General features: G+C 73.0%; 20 protein-coding genes. 6 read left to right on the top strand and 14 right to left on the bottom strand.

Going from position 1 to position 20,022, the window contains the following annotated elements; genetic code table 11:
* The first annotated feature begins 160 nt into the window (after positions 1-160).
* Complete coding sequence (locus tag LZ495_RS33185; RefSeq protein WP_235056762.1) at positions 161-757, top strand: GOLPH3/VPS74 family protein; 597 nt, start codon at positions 161-163, stop codon at positions 755-757.
* 43 nt (positions 758-800) lie between these two features.
* A complete protein-coding gene (locus LZ495_RS33180) occupies positions 801-1,559 on the top strand; it encodes a 2-phosphosulfolactate phosphatase (protein ID WP_235056761.1) in 759 nt (252 codons plus the stop codon).
* Between the two features lie 42 nt (positions 1,560-1,601).
* On the opposite strand, the gene LZ495_RS33175 is transcribed toward LZ495_RS33180, so the two are convergent.
* The gene (locus tag LZ495_RS33175; protein ID WP_235056760.1) at positions 1,602-2,573 is read right to left on the bottom strand and encodes an NADP-dependent oxidoreductase; all 972 of its coding nucleotides are present in this window, start codon (positions 2,571-2,573) and stop codon (positions 1,602-1,604) included.
* A 183-nt stretch (positions 2,574-2,756) separates the two neighbouring features.
* Here LZ495_RS33175 and LZ495_RS33170 point away from each other — a divergent pair, with 183 nt between their 5' ends.
* Positions 2,757-3,326, top strand: a complete 570-nt coding sequence (locus LZ495_RS33170; protein WP_308268678.1) for a TetR/AcrR family transcriptional regulator — start codon at positions 2,757-2,759, stop codon at positions 3,324-3,326.
* Here the strand turns inward: LZ495_RS33170 and LZ495_RS33165 are convergent.
* The 8 genes from LZ495_RS33165 to LZ495_RS33130 form a co-directional block, all read right to left on the bottom strand.
* Positions 3,323-4,336: an alpha/beta hydrolase gene (locus LZ495_RS33165; RefSeq protein ID WP_235056759.1), complete on the bottom strand. Its 1,014-nt coding sequence runs from the start codon at positions 4,334-4,336 to the stop codon at positions 3,323-3,325. The genes LZ495_RS33170 and LZ495_RS33165 overlap by 4 nt on opposite strands.
* A gap of 119 nt (positions 4,337-4,455) precedes the next feature.
* Positions 4,456-4,932, bottom strand: coding sequence for a hypothetical protein (locus LZ495_RS33160; protein ID WP_235056758.1), 477 nt, complete (start codon positions 4,930-4,932; stop codon positions 4,456-4,458).
* Positions 4,933-5,050: 118 nt separating this feature from the next.
* Complete coding sequence (locus tag LZ495_RS33155) at positions 5,051-5,536, bottom strand: hypothetical protein (RefSeq protein WP_235056757.1); 486 nt, start codon at positions 5,534-5,536, stop codon at positions 5,051-5,053.
* 282 nt (positions 5,537-5,818) lie between these two features.
* Positions 5,819-6,859: a small ribosomal subunit Rsm22 family protein gene (locus tag LZ495_RS33150; RefSeq protein ID WP_235056756.1), complete on the bottom strand. Its 1,041-nt coding sequence runs from the start codon at positions 6,857-6,859 to the stop codon at positions 5,819-5,821.
* 72 nt (positions 6,860-6,931) lie between these two features.
* On the bottom strand, positions 6,932-8,032 hold the full coding sequence (locus LZ495_RS33145; protein WP_235056755.1) for a calcium:cation antiporter: 1,101 nt from the start codon (positions 8,030-8,032) through the stop codon (positions 6,932-6,934).
* Positions 8,033-8,068: 36 nt separating this feature from the next.
* Entirely contained in the window at positions 8,069-9,391 is a 1,323-nt protein-coding gene (locus LZ495_RS33140; RefSeq protein WP_235056754.1) for a condensation domain-containing protein, read from the bottom strand.
* The gene (locus LZ495_RS45080; RefSeq protein ID WP_235056753.1) at positions 9,388-10,647 is read right to left on the bottom strand and encodes a cytochrome P450; all 1,260 of its coding nucleotides are present in this window, start codon (positions 10,645-10,647) and stop codon (positions 9,388-9,390) included. Before LZ495_RS45080 ends, LZ495_RS33140 begins: the two co-directional genes overlap by 4 nt.
* Positions 10,644-10,985 (bottom strand): phosphopantetheine-binding protein, encoded by a 342-nt coding sequence (locus LZ495_RS33130; protein ID WP_235056752.1) that lies wholly within the window; start codon positions 10,983-10,985, stop codon positions 10,644-10,646. Before LZ495_RS33130 ends, LZ495_RS45080 begins: the two co-directional genes overlap by 4 nt.
* Positions 10,986-11,421: 436 nt before the next feature.
* On the opposite strand from LZ495_RS33130, the gene LZ495_RS33125 reads away from it, so the two are divergent.
* Together LZ495_RS33125 and LZ495_RS33120 are read left to right on the top strand one after the other, a co-directional pair.
* Positions 11,422-12,984, top strand: a complete 1,563-nt coding sequence (locus LZ495_RS33125) for an ABC transporter substrate-binding protein (protein ID WP_235056751.1) — start codon at positions 11,422-11,424, stop codon at positions 12,982-12,984.
* A gap of 124 nt (positions 12,985-13,108) precedes the next feature.
* On the top strand, positions 13,109-13,408 hold the full coding sequence (locus tag LZ495_RS33120; protein ID WP_235056750.1) for a DUF1876 domain-containing protein: 300 nt from the start codon (positions 13,109-13,111) through the stop codon (positions 13,406-13,408).
* Between the two features lie 88 nt (positions 13,409-13,496).
* On the opposite strand, the gene LZ495_RS33115 is transcribed toward LZ495_RS33120, so the two are convergent.
* Positions 13,497-14,345, bottom strand: coding sequence for an NmrA family NAD(P)-binding protein (locus tag LZ495_RS33115; RefSeq protein WP_235056749.1), 849 nt, complete (start codon positions 14,343-14,345; stop codon positions 13,497-13,499).
* A gap of 312 nt (positions 14,346-14,657) precedes the next feature.
* Between LZ495_RS33115 and LZ495_RS33110 the strand changes: the two genes are divergently transcribed.
* Entirely contained in the window at positions 14,658-16,121 is a 1,464-nt protein-coding gene (locus tag LZ495_RS33110) for an amino acid permease (RefSeq protein WP_235056748.1), read from the top strand.
* Here LZ495_RS33110 and LZ495_RS33105 read toward each other — a convergent pair.
* The 4 genes from LZ495_RS33105 to LZ495_RS33090 form a co-directional block, all read right to left on the bottom strand.
* On the bottom strand, positions 16,112-17,038 hold the full coding sequence (locus tag LZ495_RS33105; RefSeq protein ID WP_235056747.1) for an SDR family oxidoreductase: 927 nt from the start codon (positions 17,036-17,038) through the stop codon (positions 16,112-16,114). The two genes, LZ495_RS33110 and LZ495_RS33105, sit on opposite strands and share 10 nt — an antisense overlap.
* 92 nt (positions 17,039-17,130) lie before the next feature.
* Positions 17,131-17,958 carry an SDR family NAD(P)-dependent oxidoreductase gene (locus tag LZ495_RS33100; RefSeq protein WP_235056746.1) on the bottom strand — a complete coding sequence of 276 codons (828 nt, stop codon included), beginning with the start codon at positions 17,956-17,958 and terminating at the stop codon, positions 17,131-17,133.
* Positions 17,955-18,944: an LLM class flavin-dependent oxidoreductase gene (locus LZ495_RS33095; RefSeq protein WP_235056745.1), complete on the bottom strand. Its 990-nt coding sequence runs from the start codon at positions 18,942-18,944 to the stop codon at positions 17,955-17,957. The genes LZ495_RS33100 and LZ495_RS33095 overlap by 4 nt, the downstream gene beginning before the upstream one ends.
* 221 nt (positions 18,945-19,165) lie before the next feature.
* On the bottom strand, positions 19,166-20,005 hold the full coding sequence (locus LZ495_RS33090; protein ID WP_372498677.1) for a siderophore-interacting protein: 840 nt from the start codon (positions 20,003-20,005) through the stop codon (positions 19,166-19,168).
* Positions 20,006-20,022 lie beyond the last annotated feature (17 nt).

The following is a 20,022-nucleotide window of genomic DNA, read 5'->3' as shown; positions in this document are numbered from 1 at the left end:
GCGGCGGGCCGCGCGCGCGGGGGGGCGGGGGCCCCCCCCCCCCCCCCCCCCCGCGACCCCCTGCCTAGGCTCGTGAGCAAAACCGCACGCCATCGCACCCCCGGCCGCATCCTCTTCCGCGGCCGCCGCACGTGCCGACCCCTCCTCGCCTGGAGCCGCCATGTCCACTGCCCGGGACCTCCTCATGACGGCCATGGACGTGCCGCCCAGCCGTCCCGTCGAGAGCGGCGTACTGTCGCTTGCCCTGGCCGGTGCCGAACTGGTCGACCTCCTGGCCGCAGGCACCGCGACCCTGGACGACGACGGCGCCATCGTGCCCGGCCCGCCGGCCGACACCGCTGACCCGCTCCTGAAGCAGGCCGCGGCATCGCTGCGCACCGACGAACCCTACGAGCCGGTCGCCGACTGGCTGTGGCGCCGCGGCCGCGATCTGGCCCCGGCCTATGCGCAGGCCTTCACCGACGAAGGCCGAATCGCGCGCAAGCGCCGCCTGTTGCCCTCCCGCACGGGCGCCCCCGCACTGGTCGACTCCCCCGAACGCCAGGCCGCCGCAGCGCGTTGGGCCTCCGGCGAACCCGTCCTCGCCACCCTCGCCGCAGCCGTGGGCATCCGCGACAAGGCCGCGGGAGACACCCCCGACCCGGCCACCCGGACAGTCCTGATCGCCGTCGACGACGCCACCGTGGAACTCGTCGCCGCCCGCGAACGCCGCGACATCGAACAGGCCGCCTTCGACAACCTGTGGCGCGGCTTCTGACCTGGCCGGTTCCGGGCGGGCCCCGGCGTGCGACGATCCCCGGATGCGTGAGAACTTCCTGCAGTCCGGGTTCGGGATCCGCCTGGAATGGGGCGCGACCGGCGCCGAGCGGCTCGCGCCCGACGTCGCCTGCCTGGTCGTGGTCGACGTGCTGTCCTTCACCACCTCGGTCGGCGTCCTGGCCGAACGCGGCACCGCCGTGCTGCCCTGCCCCTGGCGGGATGCCGCCGCGGCGGACTTCGCGCGCGGACACGGCGCGGAACTCGCGGTCGGCCGCCGGGAAACCAGTGAGGCGGCACCTTGGTCGCTCTCCCCCGCGGCGCTGCGGCGCGCCCCGTTCGCGCCCCGCCTCGTCCTCCCGTCCCCGAACGGCTCCGCGATCTCGGCGGCCGCGCGGCCGTACGGCGTCCCGGTCGTCGCGGCCTCGCTGCGCAACGGCGCCGCGGTGGGCAAGTGGCTTGCCGCCCAAGGCTTCGGACGTCCGGACCGGCCGGTCGCGGTGATCGCCTCCGGCGAGCGCTGGCCGGACGGGAGTCTGCGCCCGGCGTTGGAAGACCTGCTCGGCGCGGGCCTGGTGATCGCCTCCGCCGCCGCGGCCGGGCAGAAGTCCCTGTCACCCGAGGCCGCGGCCGCCGCTGACGTCTTTGCGGCCACCGCGGACGTCGCCGCCGCGGTACGTGCCTGTTCGTCGGGCCGCGAACTCGTCGACGGCGGCTTCCCCGAGGACGTCGCGATCGCCACCGAACTCGGCGCCGGCCAAGCCGTTCCGGTCCTCCGCGACGGTGCGTTCACCGCCGCCTGACGCACGGACGATCCGGCCGCCGGGGCGCCTGCTGCTCGGCTGTCAGACGACTTTCAGCACGATCTTCCCCTGGATGTGCCCTTGTGCGGCCCGGGCATGGGCCTGGCCGGCCTCGGCAAGCGGGAAGACGCTGTCGATCGCGGGGCGGAGCCTGCCCGCGTCGATCAGCGCGGCCAGGGCCGCCATCCCCGCCCCGTCGGAACGCACCTGCCCGCCGCGCAGGGTGATGCCCAGCGCCGCCGCACGGTCAGGGTCGTAGTCGCCGAGGAACACGGGGCTGACCGTCCCGCCGCGCTTGACCACGCTCAAGAACCGGTGGCCGTCAGGCCCGCCGACCGTGTCCACGACATGGTCGACGTCCGCGACCGCGGTCTCGACCTCGGTGGTCGTGTAGTCGATGAACCGGTCCGCGCCCAGGCTGCGCAGGAACTCCTCGTGCCGGCCCGAGGCGACCGCGACGACCCGGGCCCCGTGCGCCTTCGCGAGCTGCACCGCGAAATGCCCGACGCCGCCTGCCGCGCCGTTCACCAGCACGGTCCGGCCCGGGCGCAGGCCGATGTGCTCGAACAGGAACTGGTACGCCGTCAGCCCGGCCATGGGCACGGCCGCGGCCTGCAGATGGTCGATGCCCGCGGGCTTGCGGGCCAGGTGGCCGGCCGGGGAGGTCGTGTACTCGGCGTACCCGCGGCCGCCGTCACCAAGTGCCGGGAAGCGCACCAGTCCGAACACCTCGTCACCTGCCTGCCATTCGGTGACGCCCCCGCCGACTGCGACGACCACGCCCGACACGTCGGAGCCGGGCGTGTACGGCAGCGGAAGCACGGGCCGCAGTTCCGCGGGGATCGCCGTGAAGCCGGTACGCGCGTACCAGTCCGGCGGGTTCAGGCAGGCCGCGTGCACGCGCACGAGCACGTCGCCAGGACCCGGTTCCGGGACCGGCACTTCCTCGTAGGCGAGTTGCTCGGGACCGCCGAAGGCGTGCAGGCGGATGGCGTGCATGGTCGATGGCAGCATCACAGGTCCCCCGAGTGAAGGCACGTGCCCGTGCGGGCAGGCGCGGTCGACCGCCCCGGTACTATGCGGAGCGGTGCTCCGAATATTAAGCGGAGCACCGCTCCGTTTGTCAACGGGTCGTACGCTGCCGCCCGTTCCGCCGACTTGGCACTGCCTGTGCCGTACCGCCTCGGAGAGCTGCCGATGTCCGCCATGCGTGCCGATGCCCTGCGCAATCGCGACCGGATCCTCGAGGTCGCCCGCGCCGTGATCGCCGAGCAGGGGGCGCAAGCGTCGCTGCGCGACATCGCGCGCCGCGCCGGAGTGGGCATGGGGACGCTCTACCGGCACTTCCCCAATCGCGAGGCGCTGCTGGAGGCGCTGCTCCGCAGGCGTTTCGACGAACTCGCCGCACTGGCCGAGTCGCTCGCCGACGACCCGCGTCCCGCGAAGACGGTCCTGCGCACCTGGCTGGCCGAGTTCGGCGCCGACGCCGGAACGTATCGGGGCCTCTCGACGACGCTGCTGGCCACGCTCGACGACCCTGGATCGCCGCTGCACGCCTCGTGCCAGGCGATGCGCACCGCGGGCGCGGGCCTGCTGCGCCGCGCACAGCAGGCCGGCGACATCCGTGGCGACGTCGACGGCACGGACTTGTTCGCCCTGGTCAGCGCGGTGGCGTGGATCGCCGACCAGTCCCCCGCGTTGGCCTACCGCCGGGATCATTTGTTCGAGTTGGTGATGGCCGGCCTCGCCGCACGGACCGCACTCTAGGAGCGAATCCCCGGCGGTCGGCCCAGCGAGCGGCGGAGGGCCGCGTACATGTCTGCTCGGGCGCGCTCGGACACCTCGGCGCCCGGGAGGAAGTTCGAGCCGTGGAACGTGCCGGGGCGGTGGTGGAGTTCGACCGGGACGCCGGCCTCCAGCAGGCGCAGGGCGTAGGTGATGCCCTCGTCACGCAATGGGTCGAACTCGTTGGCGGCGACGTACGCGGGCGGCAGGCCGGCGAGGTCGGTGGCGCGGGCCGCGGCCGCATAGGGCGGTACGCCATCGGAGTCGGCCGAGGCTGCGTCCGGATGCAGGGCGCCGAGGTAGTGGCGCCAGCCCAGCCGGGCCTGCGGGCCGCTCCACAGCGGGGTGTCCGTGAACGCGGCGGCCGAAGCGGTGCCGACCCGGTCGTCGAGCATCGGGTTGTCGAGGAGTTGCAGGACCAGGGCCGGGCCGCCCTTGTCGCGGACGAACAGGGCGAGGGCGGCGGTCAGTCCGGCTCCGGCGCTGACGCCGCCGATCGCGATGCGGGCCGGGTCGCCGCCCAGTTCTGCGGCGTTGGCCGCGGTCCACACGAGTGCGGCATACGCGTCCTCGAGGGCTGCCGGGTACGGGTTCTCCGGGGCGAGCCGGTACTCCACACTCACCACGACGCAGTCCGCCTCGACCGCAAGGGCGGCGCAGGAGCGGTCCGAGCCGGCCACGTCGCCGAAGACGTAGCCGCCGCCGTGGAACCACACCAGGACGCCGCGCTCGCGCGCAGTGCCGGTCGCAGTGCCGGTCGGCGTGTAGACGCGGACCAGGATGTCCGGCGCCGACGGCCCGCCCGGGTCTGCGGCAGGGATGGTGCGGTCCTCGACGGCCACGCCGGGCAGCGGTGCGGCGCCGGCCGCCTGGGCGGCGGACTGGGCGCGCTGGGCTTCGCGGAAGGCGGGCGGGTCGGTCACGTCGACCTTCGGCAGCACCGGCAGCAGTGCACGCAGTTGCGGGTCGATGCGGTCTTCCGCGAATCCCATGGGGCCTCCCTCGGTACGTCCGCGCGACGCTAACAGCGCGGTGCCGAGGTTGCCATGGAGATCGGACACTGTGGCGACGGACACAGCCGTGCGTCCGATGCCTACGGCTCACACATGGTTCAGTGCCGCAGCGCCCGGGACACGGCCGCCGTCGCCTCCGGGGACAGCTTCACGCGGCTGACCGCGGTGGCCTTCCCCTCCTGCCCGGCCGGGACGTCCTCGATGCGAACCAGGACCGCGTCCACGAACTCGCCTGCCTGGTTGCGGAATTCGACCAGGACCAGGAAGTCGACGGTGTCGTTGCCGGTGTTCTCCACGGTCAGCGGGACCGCCATGCGCCCGTCCGGCCGGGTCTCCGCGGTGCCGACCCGGGTGTCCGGCTTCGCGTCGACGCCGTCCTTGATCCTGTCGAACTCGCTGCGCGCCTCGTCCGCCGCGCTCCGCACCGCCTCGGCGGCGCGTTCGGCGTCGTCGCGCAGGGAGTTGGGGTCCTCGTCGGCACCGCACGCGGCGGCGCCGAAGGCGAGGACCGCGGCGAGCGCCAGCGTGCCGGGCACGGTATGTCGGCGGCGGCCGCGGGCGCGGGGTGCGTTCATGGGATTCCTTCCTGGGCGCGTACTCGCGTGCTCGCGTCGTCTCGTGCTCGTGTGCTGCTGCCCGCGAGTACGCGCGCTGTGCTCGGTGGGCTCAGTGGGCTGGGTGGGCTCAGTGGGCTCAGTGGTTGAACAAGTGGCGCATGCGGTACTTGACCCGGTCGGAGCGCGACGACTGCTTGGTCGATGCCGCAGTGGCCGTCCCGCCCCGCGCGGACGACGACGCCGGGGCCACCGGCTCATCCGCTGCCGCGGGCGGCGGGTAGACCGGCTCGACCGTGTCGTCGCCGTGCACCGGTGCGGTGTCCAACTGGTCCCGGAGGGCGTCGCGTTCGGCGGCGGCGTCGCGTGCCTCGGCACGGGCGGTGCGCAGCGCGGCGCGGCGCCGGCGGGACCGTCCGCCGCCGGATACGCACATCCAGAAGGCCAGCGCGAACAGCAGCGCGAGCGCGATGCCGGCCATGAACACCGCGGTGGTGCTCATCGTCGCGATGTCCTGGTCGAAGAGGGTCACCGTGTATTCCGGTGTACCGCCGTGGTTGTCGGCGATCAGCAGCAGTGCGAAGGAGCCGGTCGCCATGAGGAGCAGAACTCCGAGGAACAACATCGGTTCGGGTCCTTTCCGGCCGTCGCCGGCCGCGGATTACCCCGTCATCCGACGGCTGCCCCGAACCGCCGCTCGCACACGCACTTTCCCCGGCTGCGGGCCGAACGGGTGGAATCGGCCCTGCTCAGGGCGCGCCGCGGCGCAAACCGGCCCCCGCGCGCCCGGGGGGGGTAACACCGGTTCCTGTGTGTGGATGGGGTCGCCCCGGACCGCGGCGCGAGCCGCGGTCCGGGGCTCGCGCTTTCCCGCGCCGGACCCTGCGGGTCCTCCCCTGCAGCTCTGCTACTTGCCGCGCTTCTCGCGGAACGTCCCGGGCGGCACCTCGTCGCCCCAGTGCGCCTTGCGGGCCCAGCGGAAGGCGTCCTTCTGGCTGCGCGCCACGACCTCTTCGCGCAGTTCGGGCGCCTCGCACACGGTGAAGCGGATGTGCCCGGGGCGGATCTGCGGGGCGCGCAGGATGCGGGCCGGGGCGTGCGAGGGCTCCAGTCGGGACGCCGAGACGTAGGCGAACTTCTCGTCCTCGAAGCCGAGTTCGCCGCCCTTGACGGCGCGGTGCACGCCGGAGCGGGTGACCCGGGCGGAGAAGTGGCACCAGTCGTCGCCGGTCATCGGGCAGGCCGCGTCCGACGGGCAGGGCGCGGTGATGGTCGCGCCGCCGCCGATCAGCCGCTCGCGGACCCGGCGGATGCGGGCGAAGCCGGCCGGGGTGCCGGGTTCGACGATGACCAGTTCGCCCAGCGTCATGTCCCACCAGCGGTCGACGGCGGCGTCCAGCTCCGCGTCGGGCAGCTCGCCGAGTACGAACGAGGCGACCACCAGGTCGGCTTGCCCGGCCGGCGGTGCGGTGACCGAGGTGCGGTGCCAGGTGCCGCCGCGTACCGCCGCGGACGCCGAGCGCCGGGCGAGCTGCTTGCCGACCTCGACCATCGCGGTGGCCTGCTCGACGCAGGTGACGTGTTCGAGCGAGTCGAAGAGCTCGGCCGCGGCCCAGGTCGCGGTGCCGGGCCCGGCGCCGAGGTCGATGAGCGACTTGGGGGCCCAGGCCGGGCGCCGCTGCAGCACCGCGTCGAAGACCGCGCGGTCCACGGCGAGCGTGGCGGGCATGCGCGCGGCGAGGTACGCGTGCACATGCTGCTTGGTCAACTGGCTGTCGCCGGGGGTGGCGCGGCCGTCCCGGTACCGGTCGGACAGGTCCTGGTAGGCGTGCGCAAGCCCCTTGGACTTGCCGCCGATCTCGGCCGCGACCGCGGTGGCCAGGTCGTACGTGCCGGGCACCCCGCCGGGCCGTTCGCCGGAATGCTGGGCCGGCGGGGCTGAACTCATGCCGGGACCTTATCAGCGGGCCTGCCGCGCACCGGCGCGCACCGGACGGGGGCACGATGGACCGCCAGGCGGTCAGGGGTTGATGGCCAGCACGATGTAGGCCGCGAGCAGCGACAGGTGGACGCCGCCCTGGAGCGGCGTCGCCTTGCCCGGGACGACGGTCAGGATGCCGACCACGACGGTGAGCGCGAGCAGCACCATGTGGGTGGCGCCGAGTCCGAGCAGCAGCGGCCCGTCCAGCCAGATGGACGCGATCGCTACTGCCGGGATGGTGAGGCCGATGCTCGCCATCGCGGAGCCGAGGGCGAGGTTGAGGCTGGTCTGCACGCGGTCGCGCAGCGCCGCGCGGTAGGCCGCGATCGATTCGGGGAGCAGGACGAGCAGGGCGATCACGACACCGACGACCGCGTGCGGCAGGCCGGCCTTCGCGACGCCGGATTCGATGGTGGGCGAGACGACCTTGGCGAGTCCGACCACGGAGACGAGCGCGACCCCGAGCAGGCCGAGGCTGGTCCAGGCCTCCCGCTCGGTCGGCGGGACGTGGTCTTCCTCCTCGACGACCTCGCCGTCCGAGGTGACCGGGATGAACGACTCGCGGTGCCGCACGGTCTGGGTGGTGACGAACAGGCCGTACAGCATCGCCGAGGCGACCGCCGCGAAGATCAGCTGGCCGGAGGTGAACTTCGGGCCGGGCGAGCTGGTGGTGAAGGTGGGCAGCAGCAGGCTCAGCCCGGCGAGGGTGGTGACGGTGGCGAGCGCCGCACCGGTGCCTTCCGGGTTGAAGCGGGCGACGCCGCCGCGCAGCGAACCGACGAGCAGGCTCATGCCGAAGATGCCGTTGCAGGTGATCATGACGGCGGCGAAGACGGTGTCCCGGGCCAGCGAGGCGGTCTTGTCGCCGCCGTCGGCCATCAGCGTCACGATGAGGGCGACCTCGATCACGGTCACCGCGAGGGCGAGCACGAGCGAGCCGAACGGCTCGCCGACCCGGTGCGCGACGGTCTCCGCGTGGTGCACCGCGGCCAGCACCGCACCTGCCAGCAGCGCGCCGGCCACCGCGACCACCCAGCCGGGGACGTCGCGCCCCCAGGTCAGGACAAGCGCCACCAGGGCGAGCAGCGGAACGAAGGTGGTCCAGCGGAACAGTAGAGCTTTGTCGGTGCTTGGTGCCATATGGCGGATTTTTTCAGACCGGCGGCTGTTTCCGGGTCAGCCCGCCGGGTCGGCAAGTCGGGCGAGGACCTGCAGGAAGGCCTGGGTTTTGGCGGTCATCCACGCCGTGTCGAAGAGATTCGAGTCATATGTCACATAGCCGCGCAGCGGTCCGGCGTCCGAGCGCATCGACCACAGGAACGGCAGCGGGATCGCCAGCGCAGGCTGGCCCTCCTCGCCGAGCGGCGCCAGGTCGAGCGCGGGGTCGGCGGCCGGGCGGACCGGGGTGGGCGGGATGAGCTGGAACGCGGGCGGCACCCGGTCGCGCGTGGTCAGGGAGGCGAACATCTCGGGGACGGCCTGCAGGATCACCAGCAGTCCGGTCTCGTGCGCGTACGCCTGGCGCAGTGCGGCGTCGATGCGGGTGCGCAGCTCGCCGAGGCCGGGGCCGTCGGCCCGGTCGATCCGGATGGCCAGCATGTTCATGAGGAATCCGACGCTGTTCCATTCGCTGGGCAGCCGCCCGGCGGTGACGACCGGCACCACGGTGTCCCGGTCGGGAAGGACGCCCTGGGTGAACGCGGTGAGCATCAGGGTGAACGGTGTCGTGCGGGCCCGCCGGGCCGCCTTGCCGACCGCCGCGGCGAGCTCGTCGGGGACCACGAAGCGGTGTACCGCGGTCGGTCCCGGCGGCGCGTCGGGGTACTGCGCGGGCAGGCCGCGGCCCGCGGTGCCGGCCAGGTGCGGGCGCCAGAACTCCAGGGATGCGGCGTACCGCTCCTGGGTCTTGGCGCAGCGGTCGTCGGCGGCGATCTCGGTGTACTGCATGACGTCGGCGGCAAGCGGCGGTTCGCCGCGCGTGCGGGCGGTGTAGGCGGCGACCAGGTCGCGGGCCAGTACGCCGAGCGACCAGGCGTCGGCCGCGATGTGGTGGGCGACCAGCACGAGCACCGGGTCGGCGCCGCCGGGTTCGTCGTCCGGGTACCGGCCGAGGTACGCCCACAGCAGGGGCGGCGTCCGCCAGTCGTGGCCCTGTCCGGCGACCCGGGCCACGAATGCGTCGGGGTCGCTGCCCGCCGGCAGGCTCTCGACCACCAGCCGTGCCGGCATCGGCGGAAGGATCCGCTGGTAGGGCTCGGTGCCGGAGCCGTCGGACCCGTCGCGGACGATCTCGGTGCGCAGCGCGCCGTGCCGGGCCACCACGTCGTCGAGTGCCGCCTGCAGCACGCCGGTGTCGACCGGGCCGCGGACCCGGAATGCGGCGCGCACGATGAAGTCCGGGTCGAACACGCTGCCGGGGTTGACCAGGTCGACCAGGTGCAGCAGTTCCTGCGCGTACGACAGGGCGCAGGTCTCTTCCTCGCGGGACGGGGCCGTCACGGATGTCCTCCACGTGTCTGGGACTTGGGGCGGGGCCGCCCGCGGACGGGCAGGGCCTTGTAGCCGCCCAGGAACATCGACCGCACGCGGACCGGTTCGCCCACGACGTCGAGCGAGGCGTACATCGCGAACAGTTCCTCGAAGAGCAGCCGCAGGGTGAGGCGGGCCATATTGGACCCGACGCAGTAGTGGTGGCCGGCGCCGAAGGCGAGGTGCCGGTTGGGCCGCCGGGCGACGTCGAACACGTCGGGCTCGGCGAAGGCCCGTTCGTCGCGGTTGGCCGCGGCCAGGAACGCGAGGACGGCCTGCCCTTCGGCGACTTCGGTGCCGGCCACGTGCACCGGCCGTTTGGCGGTGCGCATGAAGTACCGGCCGGGGGTGGCCCAGCGCAGGGCTTCCTCGATACCGCTGTCGAGCAGGTCGGGCCGGGCCGCCCAGCGGGCGAAGCCGCCGTCGCGGCCGAGTTCGCGGACCGCCGCGGCGGGCACCAGCGAGAGCGACACGACGGCGCCGAGCAGCAGGCTGTAGCAGTTGGAGACCACCGCGGACGGCGGTACCCGCTCGCCGTCGCGGCGCTGGGCGAGCAGGACTCCGACCAGGTCGTCGCGCGGCCGCCGGACGCGGTCGCGGACCAGGTCGGCGAAGTAGGCGAAGAGTTCGCGGTGCGCCCGCTGCAGCGTCGCCCGCGGGCCTTCCGGCAACCGGTAGTCGGGGTCGTCCTCGGCGGAGGCCATGAATGCCAGGTGGATCAGGTGCGGGCGGTCCTCCTCGGGCAGTCCCATCAGCACCCCGAGCAGGACCAGCGGGAGGGCGCGCATGGCCGCGGCGAAGTCGAACGGCTCGGTGCCGTACGGCAGCAGCGCCCGGATGCCGGCCCGCACTTCGGTGCGGTGCGCGTCCACGGTCCCGGCCCGCAGCGCCTGGTGGACGGGCGCGCGGAGCCGGCCGTGCCGGGGCGGGTCGGTGGCCGCGAGCTGGTGCCCGGCCGCGGGGTCGCGGCGGCCCAGCAGGCTGAGCAGGGTGCCGTGCTCGGAGCTGAACGCCTCGTGGTCGCGCAGCACGCGTTCGACGTCGGCGTACCGGGTGGCGGCCCAGAAGCCCAGGTCCGGGGCCACCGGCTGCCAGTGCAGCGGGGTACGGGCCCGCATCGTGCGCCACAGGGCGAGCGGGTGGCCGTCCGCGTACAGGTCGGGATCGGTGAGGTCGGGCACCGCGCAGCCGGGCGCGGCGAGGTCCGGCGCCCGGGGCGGGGTCACGGCCCGGTCCGGCCGCCGGCCTCGGTACGCCCGGTCTTGACCGCGTCCTCCACCGCCTCGGCCAGGGTCGCGACGGTCGGCGAGAGGAACAGCGCGGCGGCCGAGATCTCCACCCCGAACTCCAGGTCGACGTCCAGTTGGACCTGCGCGGCGAGCATCGAGTCGCCGCCCAGTTCGAAGAAGTCGTCGGCGATCCCGACGGGGCCGAACTGAAGAGCGGCCTCCCACAGTTGGACCAGGCGTTCTTCCAGTTCGGTGCGCGGGGCGGCGTACGCGGTGCTGAGTCCCGCGTCCTCGCGTGCCGCTTCGCGTGCGTGCAGCGTCTCCGGTGACGACATCCGGTCCCCCTGCGGTCGGCGGAGCCACCCACTGTTGCACCGGCGGCGGGGCCGGGGATTGGAGAAATCCGACACGTACCGGGGCGGAGTTCCGGAGAATTCCGCTTTCTGTCAAGCAGGACGTCCACTTTGCGCAACCGGCTTCGAATATGCGACCGGATCAGGCGTTACCCAGCCGTACCCCGTAGACATCTGATGCAGCGTCAGCTAGGCATGCCCGTGCGCCCGCAAGCGTGATCGACGCGGCCTCGGAGCTATGCGGAACAGGATCGTCCGGTTCCGTGCGGCCCCGCCGCAGCAGTTCTGTCCTGCTCCTCCCGGAAGGACGTACTCGATGTCACCAGCGATGCCCGGCAGCCCCCGAACTGCCGAAAGATCCTCCCGTGCCCGGGAACAACGCCCGGCCGGTCCGCTCCGGCGCCGCCGCAGCCGCACCTTGGCGGCGGCCGCCGCGGCGCTGGCCGGCCTTCTTGCTGCCGCCTGTGGGGGAGGCGGCAGCAAGGGCGGGGACAGCAACCCGTCGGCGGCGGCGTCGGCGGCGAAGGCCGGCGGCGCCCTCGAGGTCATCGTGGTCACCGACATGGCCAAGATCGACCCGTTCGGTGCGCTCAGCAACTACTACACCGAGAACTCGCGGCTGAACGCCGTCTACGACTCGCTGTTCTACAGCGAGCCCAAGACCGGCAAGGCCATTGCGCAGATCGGCGAGAGCCTCACGCCGGACGCCACCGGCGCGGTGTGGACGCTGAAGATCAAGCCCAACGTCAAGTTCACCGACGACACGCCGTACGACGCGGCCGCGGTGAAGTGGTTCTGGGACGAGCACAAGAACCCCGAGCGCCGCTCGATCGTGGCCGGTTCGGCCGCCGCCATCGACAAGACCGAGGTCGTCGACCCGCTCACGCTGCGCGTGACGCTCAAGGCGCCGAACGCGAACTTCGACCGCGTGGTGGCCTCGTCGCTGGCGTTCATCGGCTCCCCGACCGCGCTGCAGAAGGACCCGGTCGCGTTCGCCACCAAGCCGGTCGGCGCGGGCCCGTTCGTCATGACCGAGTGGGTGCGCGACAGCCACATGACGCTCACCAAGAACCCGAAGTACTGGCAGGGCGCGGACAAGCCGGCGCTCGACAAGGTCACCTTCCGGGTCCTGTCGGACAGCGAGCAGGCGCTCAACGCGGTCGCCACCGGCCAGCGGGACCTCAAGGTGACCGGCAGCGCCACCGACGCCGCGAAGGCGCAGGCCAAGGGGCTCGGTACCGTTTCGGTCTCGGTGATCGTGGGCGAGGCGGTCGCGTTCAACAACGCCAAGCCGCCGTTCGACGACCCGCGGGCCCGCAAGGCGGTCGCGCTCGCACTGGACGCGAACGAGATCAACAAGGTCGCGTTCAACGGCCAGGGCGTGCCGACCAACAGCCTGTTCCCGGCGGGCAGCCCGCTGGTCGCCGCGGACGCCCCGGCGGTGCCGTCCGCCAACCGCGTCGAGGCGCAGCGCCTGCTGGACGAACTGGCCGCCGAGGGCAAGCCGTTGAGCTTCACCTACCTGCTGCCGCAGAACAACCAGGCGACCCGCACCGGCGAGTACATCCAGTCGCAGCTGATCGGCCTGAAGAACATCAAGGTCACGGTCCAGCCGATGGCGATCGTCGCGTTCACCCAGGCGGTCCGCATCAACCGCGCCTACGAGGCGGCGCTGTACAACTGGATGATCTCGGACATCGAGCCGATGGGCTACAGCTACATGCACAGCACCAGCCCGACGAACTTCCTCGGCTACAAGAACCAGGCCGTCGACGCCGCCCTCGACCAGGGCCGCAAGACCAGCGACCCGGACCAGCGGCGGACCGCCTACACGGCGATGGCCGCGCAGGCTGCCAAGGACATCCCGATCTGGCCGTACCAGGAGGGCCGCCTCACGGTCTTCCACGGCAACTCGGTCGCCGGGCTCGTGCTCAGCAACGACGGCATGATGCTGATGGACCGGCTGGGGCGCCGCTCCTGACGCTCCGCTCCTGAACCGTGCACGCCGCTGATGAACCGTGCACGGCGCTGATGATCGGACGGCTCCCGCCGCCGCATATAGGGCCACACTGGAAGTGCGGGGCCCGCATGCGGAGGTGGGAGCCATGTCCGACATGAAGCACTGGACCGTCGACATCTACCTGACGGAGAAGACCGGAGTCGAGGAGTCCGACGGGGCCATCACGGTGCGCACGCACGCCGAGGCCCGTCTGACCACGGACTCCAATACGTCGCTCCGGGGCTGGGGTAATGCCCGCAAGCACCCGGACGACATGGACGTGCCGCAGATCGGCGACGAGCTCGCCTGTGCGCGGGCGCTGTCCGACTTGGCGCACCGGCTGCTGCACGCCGCGGCCGCGGACATCGAGGCGTCCACCGGGACCATGGCCTCGCCGCGGACGTGACGCGCGGGGCGATGCGCGGGCGCACGACCGGTCGTGCGAGGGGCCTGTCCCGGCCGGGACAGGCCCAACGCATGTTCGTACCCCCTGGTCAGGCGGCCGGGAAGTCCGCGGTGTGGTCCGCCGCCCACTGCGCGTAGGTGCGCGGCGCCCGCCCGATGAGCTGCTCCAGGGTCTCGGTGATCTCCGCGGGCTTGCCGACCGTGCCGGCCAGCAGGTCGAACAGGGCGTTCACGAAGTCGGCGTCCATGAACTGAGCCATCTGCTCGCGCACCGGGGCGTCCGGCAGCTCGTCGAAGACCAGCGGGCGGCCCAGCGTCTCGCCGAGGATGTGCACCTGCTCGGCCTGGGTGAGCGACTCCGAGCCGGTGAGCGCGTACGTCCGGCCCGCGTGCCCGTCCGTGGTGAGCACCCGCACGGCGGCGTCCGCGACGTCGCGCTCGTGGACCGGCGCGCTCGCCGCATCGGCGTACGGGGCCCGGATGACGTCGTTGCCGCCGCCCATCTGCATCGCGAAGCTCAGCGAGTTGACCGCCGGGAAGAACAGCCGCAGGAACGTGTGCTCGATGCCGGTCGCGGCAACCGCCCGTTCGACGTCCGCGTGGTAGGCGGCGATGACGTCCGGCTGCGGCTCGGCACCGTCGACGACCGCACCCGAGGACAGGAACACGATCTTCCGCAGGCCGGCCTCGCGGGCCGCGGCGAGCAGCGCGGACGCATCCGCACCGTACGGCAGGACCATGAGCATCCGGTCCGCCCCGGCCAGCGCGGGGGCCAGCGTGCCGGGGTCGGCCAGGTCGCCGCGGACCACCTCGACGCCGTCCGGCAGACCGGCGCGCTCCGGGTTCCGGCTGAGGACCCGGACCGGCTCGCCCGCTGCGGCCAGCGCCTCGACGGTCTCGCGCCCGAAGTGTCCGGTGCCACCGATGACCAGGATCATTGCGTTCTCCCTTGTGCGTGTTCCGCGCTCGCGCTCTTCCCGACATCCAGAAATCTAGAAGCCATATAGGAAAGGTTCTTTCCGCATAGCGAACTCCGCGGAAGAAAGATCTTCGCGGCGGCCACCGCCCACTCGCGGATTCCGGAGAACTGCGCCGCCCCCGGGCGAGTGCCGAAAGTCCTGGATCGGCAGGCCCTTTCCTGGGTAAATCCCACCATGCGAGACAGATTGCGTCCGAGTTTTGGCGATTCGGGCGATCAGTCCATGGTGGTGAGGTACATCCATCTCCGCTCAGATTTCGGTAGCTCCGCCATGCCCGCTCCCGCAAAGGCCGCCGCACCCGCGGCACCGGCCGCATCCGAACCGTCGTCCCCCGCCTCCGCAGCCGTACTCGCGCCCGCGCTCGCCGAACCCGCGGCTCCCCAGGCGCTCGGCGGCGGCCTCAAGCAGCGGCACCTTTCGATGATGGCGCTCGGCGGGGTCATCGGCGCCGGGCTGTTCGTCGGGTCGGGTGCCGGGATCGCGGCCGCCGGGCCGGCCATCCTCATCTCGTACGTGCTGGCCGGCGCGCTGATCATGCTGGTCATGCGGATGCTCGGCGAGATGGCCGCGGCGATGCCGGCCAGCGGGTCCTTCTCGGTGTACGCCGAGCGCGCGCTGGGCCGGTCGGCCGGGTTCACCACCGGGTGGCTGTACTGGGCGCTGATCGCGATGGGTGTCGCGGTCGAGGCGATCGGCGCCGCCAAGATCCTCGCCGGATGGCTGCCGGCCGTGCCCGAGTGGTCGTTCGTGCTGGTGCTCATGGTCGTGGTGACGCTCGCGAACCTGGCCAGTGTCGGGTTCTTCGGCGAGGTGGAGTTCTGGTTCGCGGGCATCAAGGTGGCCGCGATCGTGCTCTTCCTCGGGCTGGGCGCACTCGCCATCTTCGGGGTGCTGCCGGACACCGACCCGGTCGGGTTCGCGAATCTGACCGGCGACGGCGGTTTCCTGCCGAACGGCTGGGCCGGGGTGGTCACCGGCCTGCTGGCCGCGGTGTTCGCGTTCGGCGGCCTCGAGGTCGTGACGATCGCGGCTGCGGAGTCCGACGACCCGCGCGGTGCGGTGGCCCGGGCGGTGCGCACCGCGGTGTGGCGGATCGCGCTGTTCTACATCGGCTCGATGGCGGTCGTGGTGACGCTGCTGCCGTGGGACGCGGCGGAGGTCGGGGCCAGCCCGTACACCGCGGTGCTGGACCGGATCGGTATCGCGGGCGCCGGGCAGATCATGAACGTCATCGTGCTGCTCGCCCTGGTCTCGGCGATGAACGCCAACGTCTACAACACCTCGCGCATGCTGTTCTCGCTGTGCGGCCGCGGCGAGGGTCCGCGGGCGCTGCTCAAGCTGTCGCGGCGCCGCGTGCCGTATCTGACCGTGCTGGCGTCGGTGGCCTTCGGCTTCGTCTCGGTGGTGTTCAGCTTCGTATGGGAGGACACCGTCTTCACCTACATGCTGAACGCGGTCGGCGCGGTCCTGCTCGTGGTGTGGGGCCTGATCGCCGCCTCGCAACTGCGGCTGCGGTACCGCCTGGAGCGCGAGAACGGCGGCGAACTCCCGGTCCGCATGTGGGGCTTCCCGTACCTGAGCTGGCTGGCGCTGGCCGGCATCGCGGCGGTGCTGGTGCTCATGCTGCGCGACCCGGCGACCCGCGAGCAGGTGCTGTGGACCGCGGGCCTGACCCTGGCCCTGGCCGCGGTGACGCCGGTCCGCACCTGGTTTGCCGGGCGCGCTCAGCGGTAGCCGGACGCGTCGGCGGGCTTGCCGGGGTCCTGCACCTCGACCATGTAGCGCCAGGCGTCCGGGCGGCTGCCGTCCAGGTCGGTGAAGCCGTACTCCCGGGCGAGCTGCCCGCTGGAGAGCGACTGCCCGTTCCAGCGCGCCACTTCCGGGTCGGCGGCCAGCGCGGCGACCGCGCGGCCGACGTAGTGCGGGGTCTCGCTGATCCCGAAGTGCGGTACGCGCTCCAGGGCGTCGCGCCAGTTGTCCTCGGTCACGCCGAAGGCGTCCAGCATCATCTCGGAGCGCAGCCAGCCCGGCGTGAGCGCGACCGCGGTCGCGCCGCGCGGGCCGAGTTCGTGCCCGAGCGCGAAGCCCATGCGCAGGACCGCCGACTTGGCGATGTCGTAGAAGAAGGAGTTGCGGTAGTTCGCCTGGTTGTACGCGAGCGTGCCGTCGGTCATCTCGACCACCAGGCCGCCCGGCCGGCGCAGCAGGAGCGGCAGCAGGAAGTGGCTGGTGATGGCGTGCGTGTCGATCGCCAGGCGGAGCAGCCGCAGGCCGTTGTCCAGGTCGTGCTCCCAGACCGGGTTCTCCCACTCGAAGAGCTTCTCGCCGCCCCAGACGTCGTTGACCAGGACGTCCAGGCGGCCTTGCTCCGCCTCGATGCGCTCGGCGAGGGCCCGGACCTGGTCGGGCTCCAGGTGGTCGGTGGGCACCGCGATGCCGCTGCCGCCCGCCGCGGTGGCGAGCTCGGCGGTCTCCTCGATGGTCTCGGCCCGGTCGTACTCGGAGCGCTTGCCGCGCGTGCTCCGGCCGGTCGCGTAGACGGTGGCGCCGGCCGCGCCGAGCTGCACGGCGATGCCGCGTCCCGCCCCGCGCGTGGCGCCCGCGACCAGTGCGACCTTGCCGTGCAGGGGCTGCTCGGGAGACGTGGACATGGTGCTCCTCGGGGTCGCGGCGGGGCGGCCTGGCTCTCCTTGCCGACGCTACCCGGCTGCTCCGACGGCCGCCCGCGCTCCGCGGCCGGGGCTCAGCCGTCCGTGCCGCGGATACGCGCGAGGATCTGCGGGTTGGTGACGTGCACCGGCACGTTGTCGTCGTCGAACAGCCCGAGCCGCTGCAGCGCACCGCCGTCGACGGGCAGCACCGCGCCGGTGGTGTACGCGGACAGGTCGGAGACCAGGAACAGCACGGCCGCGGCGACGTCTTCCGGGGTGCCGCGGCGGCGCATCGGCACGCCGCGTCCGGCGAGTCCGGGGTCCTGGACGGTGCTGGTGGCGCGCGGCGTGGTGATCGAGCCGGCCGCGACGGCGTTGACGCGGATGCCGTACTGCCCCCATTCGACGGCGAGCGTCCGGGTCAGGCCGAGGACCGCGGCCTTCGCCGTGCCGTAGGCGACGTGGTACGGCGCGGCCACCACGCCGCCGGTCGAGGCGATCGTCGCGATCGACCCGCCGGACTCCTGGTCGACCATGCGGCGTGCGACGGCCTGGGACAGGAACATCACGTGGTGCAGGTTGAGGTCGAGCGAGGCGTCCCACTGCTCCCGCGCGAAGTCCAGGGCCGGCGCCCAGTGCGGCAGGAGGCTGCCGCCGACGACGTTGACGAGGCCGTGCAGTACGCCGGGGGCGGCCGCGACGACTTCCGCGACCCCCTCGGCCGTGCCGATGTCGGCCCGGACCAGGACGGTCTCGCCGGGCAGGTCGAGCGCGTCGAGCCGGTCCTGGTCCCGGTCCACCGCGACGACCACGGCACCGGCCTCGGCCAGCGCCCGCGCGCAGGAGGTCCCGATGCCGCCGCCGCCCGCGCCCGAGACGATGACGGAACGGCCGTCCAGGCGCAGCCTGTCGGTGATCATGCGGACTCCTCGGGCTCGGGACGGATCGCGGTGCGCAGCAGCGGGAGCACGTGCGCACCGAGGGCGCGTATCTGATCGCGGGCCGCCCCGGCGCTCACGCCGGGGACCTGCACGCGGAGGTTGAGGCAGGTCGCGCCGGTGTCGCGCAGCGCGGCGGCGAGGTCCGCGGCCAGTTCGGCGGGGTCGTCGCGGCAGATGAACCCGGTGCCGCGCCAGTGCTCCCGGGCGGCGTCGGCCGAGTACGACTGGTAGATGACGTGCTGGCGTTCGAAGGCCTCGCGCGGCGGGTCGCCGAGCCAGACGCGGCGGATCAGCACGCGGGCGCCCGTCCCGCCGGCGTCCGTGTAACGCTGCGTCAGGTCGCGAAGCCTGGCCGGGTCGGAGGCGCCGTCGTAGAGGATGCCGGTCCCGGCTCCGGCGGCGCGGCGGACCGCGGCCGGGCTCATCGCGGTGCTCAGCACCGGGACCGGGCGGTCCGCGCAGGCGGCGAGGGCGCGGTCGCCCGCCAGATCGCCGAGGTCCTCGCCGCGCAGCATGGCGGCCAGCCGCGGCAGCCCGGTGCGGAAGCGCGGCACGGCGTCGGCGAGGTCGGCGTCCATGACCCGGAAGTCGAGTCCGAGGGCGCCGGGCGCGACACCTAGACCGACCCGACCCGGGTGCCGCACGGCAAGCCAGGCGGCTTCCTCGGCCAGCAGCGCGGGCGGGCGCAGCGGCAGCAGGACCGGGCAGGCGGCCGCCCAGCCGGCCGGCATCGCGTCCAGCATCCAGCCCGCGACCTGCAGCGGATTGGGCAGGTAGCCGGCGAAGCCGCCGTGGTGCTCGCTGGTCATGACGCCGTCGAACCCGGCCTCGGCGGCCAGTGCGGCGTGGCCGAGGAGCTGGGCGGCGATGCCCGGGGCGTCGAGTTCGTTGTGCGGGTAGATGCGCAGGGAGACCGACCCGGCCGCGAACGGCGCGGCCGCCGGTCGCGGAGCTGCCTCGGGCATGCCGCCGCCTTTCCGCCTGACCGGAGCGCCCGACCGCGCGAAGTCGATCAAGCCGAACGCCCGGAGCGTAGGCGCGTCATCGTGCAATGACAAGGGTTCTGCAGCGTGACTCCTGGTCGCCCGCGCCCCTGCTCCCCCGACTCGCCCTCCTCCCCTTTACTGCTGCTTGTTACTGCTGCTTGTTACTGCTGCTTGTTACTGCTGCTTGTTACTGCTGCTTGTTACTGCTGCTTGTTCTCCGCTTCGCGTTCGGCGGCTTTGTCGGCCTGGAAGCCGTCTTCGGTGCGGCCGCGGCGCCAATAGCCCGAGATCGACAGGTCCTCGCGCGCCACGCCGCGCTCGCCCAGCAGGTGGCGGCGCATCTCCTTCACCGTGTCCGCTTCGCCGTGCACGAAGGCGTGCACGCGGCCCGGCAGGAACTCCGCGGCGGCCAGCGCGTCGGGCAGTGCGGGGGCGCCCGCCGAGCGGTGCAGCCAGGTGATCTTCAGGTCGCCGGGCGAGTCGAGCTCCTGCTCCTCCTCGGGCGAGTCGATCTCGATCAGCGCGCGGGCCGGCACGCCTGCGGGCACCCGGGCCAGCGAGGCGCCGATCGCCGGCAGCGCGCTCTCGTCGCCGACGAACAGGTGCCAGTCGGCGTCCGCGGACGGGGCGTACGCACCGCCCGGGCCGAGCAGCAGGAGCCGGTCGCCGGGCTGCGCGGCCGCCGCCCACGGGCCGGCCAGGCCCTCGTCGCCGTGGTACACGAAGTCGATGGTGATCTCGCGGGCCGCCGGGTCGAGGGCGCGCACGGTGTACGTGCGGGTCACCGGCCAGTCCTCGCGCGGCATTTGGGCGCGCACGACCTGCATGTCGAGGGGCTCGGGGTAGGTGACCCCGGGCCGCGGGAACAGGATCTTGACGTACGCGTCGGAGTAGCCGTTGTCGACGAAGCGGGAGAACTCGTCCCCGCCCGCGACCACGCGGATCATGTGCGGCGTGATGCGCCGGGCCTCGCGCACCTGCAGCTCGATGACCGCACGGCCCTTGGGCGCGGGAGTGGGCGCACTGGTCGTGGTGCTCACGGATGGCTCCTCTGTGG

The sequence above is a fragment of the Yinghuangia soli genome (genome assembly GCF_021502675.1).
GTDB classification, from domain to species: Bacteria; Actinomycetota; Actinomycetes; order Streptomycetales; family Streptomycetaceae; genus Yinghuangia; species Yinghuangia soli.
The sequence above is the reverse complement of the archived record's forward strand: the minus strand, read 5'-3'. Positions and strand labels throughout refer to the sequence as shown.

Coding starts and splice junctions, on each gene's coding strand:
- LZ495_RS33185 (WP_235056762.1), top strand. CDS start 161: ATGTCCACTGCCCGGGACCTCCTCATGACGGCCATGGACGTGCCGCCC.
- LZ495_RS33180 (WP_235056761.1), top strand. CDS start 801: ATGCGTGAGAACTTCCTGCAGTCCGGGTTCGGGATCCGCCTGGAATGG.
- LZ495_RS33175 (WP_235056760.1), bottom strand. CDS start 2,573: ATGCTGCCATCGACCATGCACGCCATCCGCCTGCACGCCTTCGGCGGT.
- LZ495_RS33170 (WP_308268678.1), top strand. CDS start 2,757: ATGTCCGCCATGCGTGCCGATGCCCTGCGCAATCGCGACCGGATCCTC.
- LZ495_RS33165 (WP_235056759.1), bottom strand. CDS start 4,336: ATGGGATTCGCGGAAGACCGCATCGACCCGCAACTGCGTGCACTGCTG.
- LZ495_RS33160 (WP_235056758.1), bottom strand. CDS start 4,932: ATGAACGCACCCCGCGCCCGCGGCCGCCGCCGACATACCGTGCCCGGC.
- LZ495_RS33155 (WP_235056757.1), bottom strand. CDS start 5,536: ATGTTGTTCCTCGGAGTTCTGCTCCTCATGGCGACCGGCTCCTTCGCA.
- LZ495_RS33150 (WP_235056756.1), bottom strand. CDS start 6,859: ATGAGTTCAGCCCCGCCGGCCCAGCATTCCGGCGAACGGCCCGGCGGG.
- LZ495_RS33145 (WP_235056755.1), bottom strand. CDS start 8,032: ATGGCACCAAGCACCGACAAAGCTCTACTGTTCCGCTGGACCACCTTC.
- LZ495_RS33130 (WP_235056752.1), bottom strand. CDS start 10,985: ATGTCGTCACCGGAGACGCTGCACGCACGCGAAGCGGCACGCGAGGAC.
- LZ495_RS33120 (WP_235056750.1), top strand. CDS start 13,109: ATGTCCGACATGAAGCACTGGACCGTCGACATCTACCTGACGGAGAAG.
- LZ495_RS33115 (WP_235056749.1), bottom strand. CDS start 14,345: ATGATCCTGGTCATCGGTGGCACCGGACACTTCGGGCGCGAGACCGTC.
- LZ495_RS33110 (WP_235056748.1), top strand. CDS start 14,658: ATGCCCGCTCCCGCAAAGGCCGCCGCACCCGCGGCACCGGCCGCATCC.
- LZ495_RS33105 (WP_235056747.1), bottom strand. CDS start 17,038: ATGTCCACGTCTCCCGAGCAGCCCCTGCACGGCAAGGTCGCACTGGTC.
- LZ495_RS33100 (WP_235056746.1), bottom strand. CDS start 17,958: ATGATCACCGACAGGCTGCGCCTGGACGGCCGTTCCGTCATCGTCTCG.
- LZ495_RS33095 (WP_235056745.1), bottom strand. CDS start 18,944: ATGCCCGAGGCAGCTCCGCGACCGGCGGCCGCGCCGTTCGCGGCCGGG.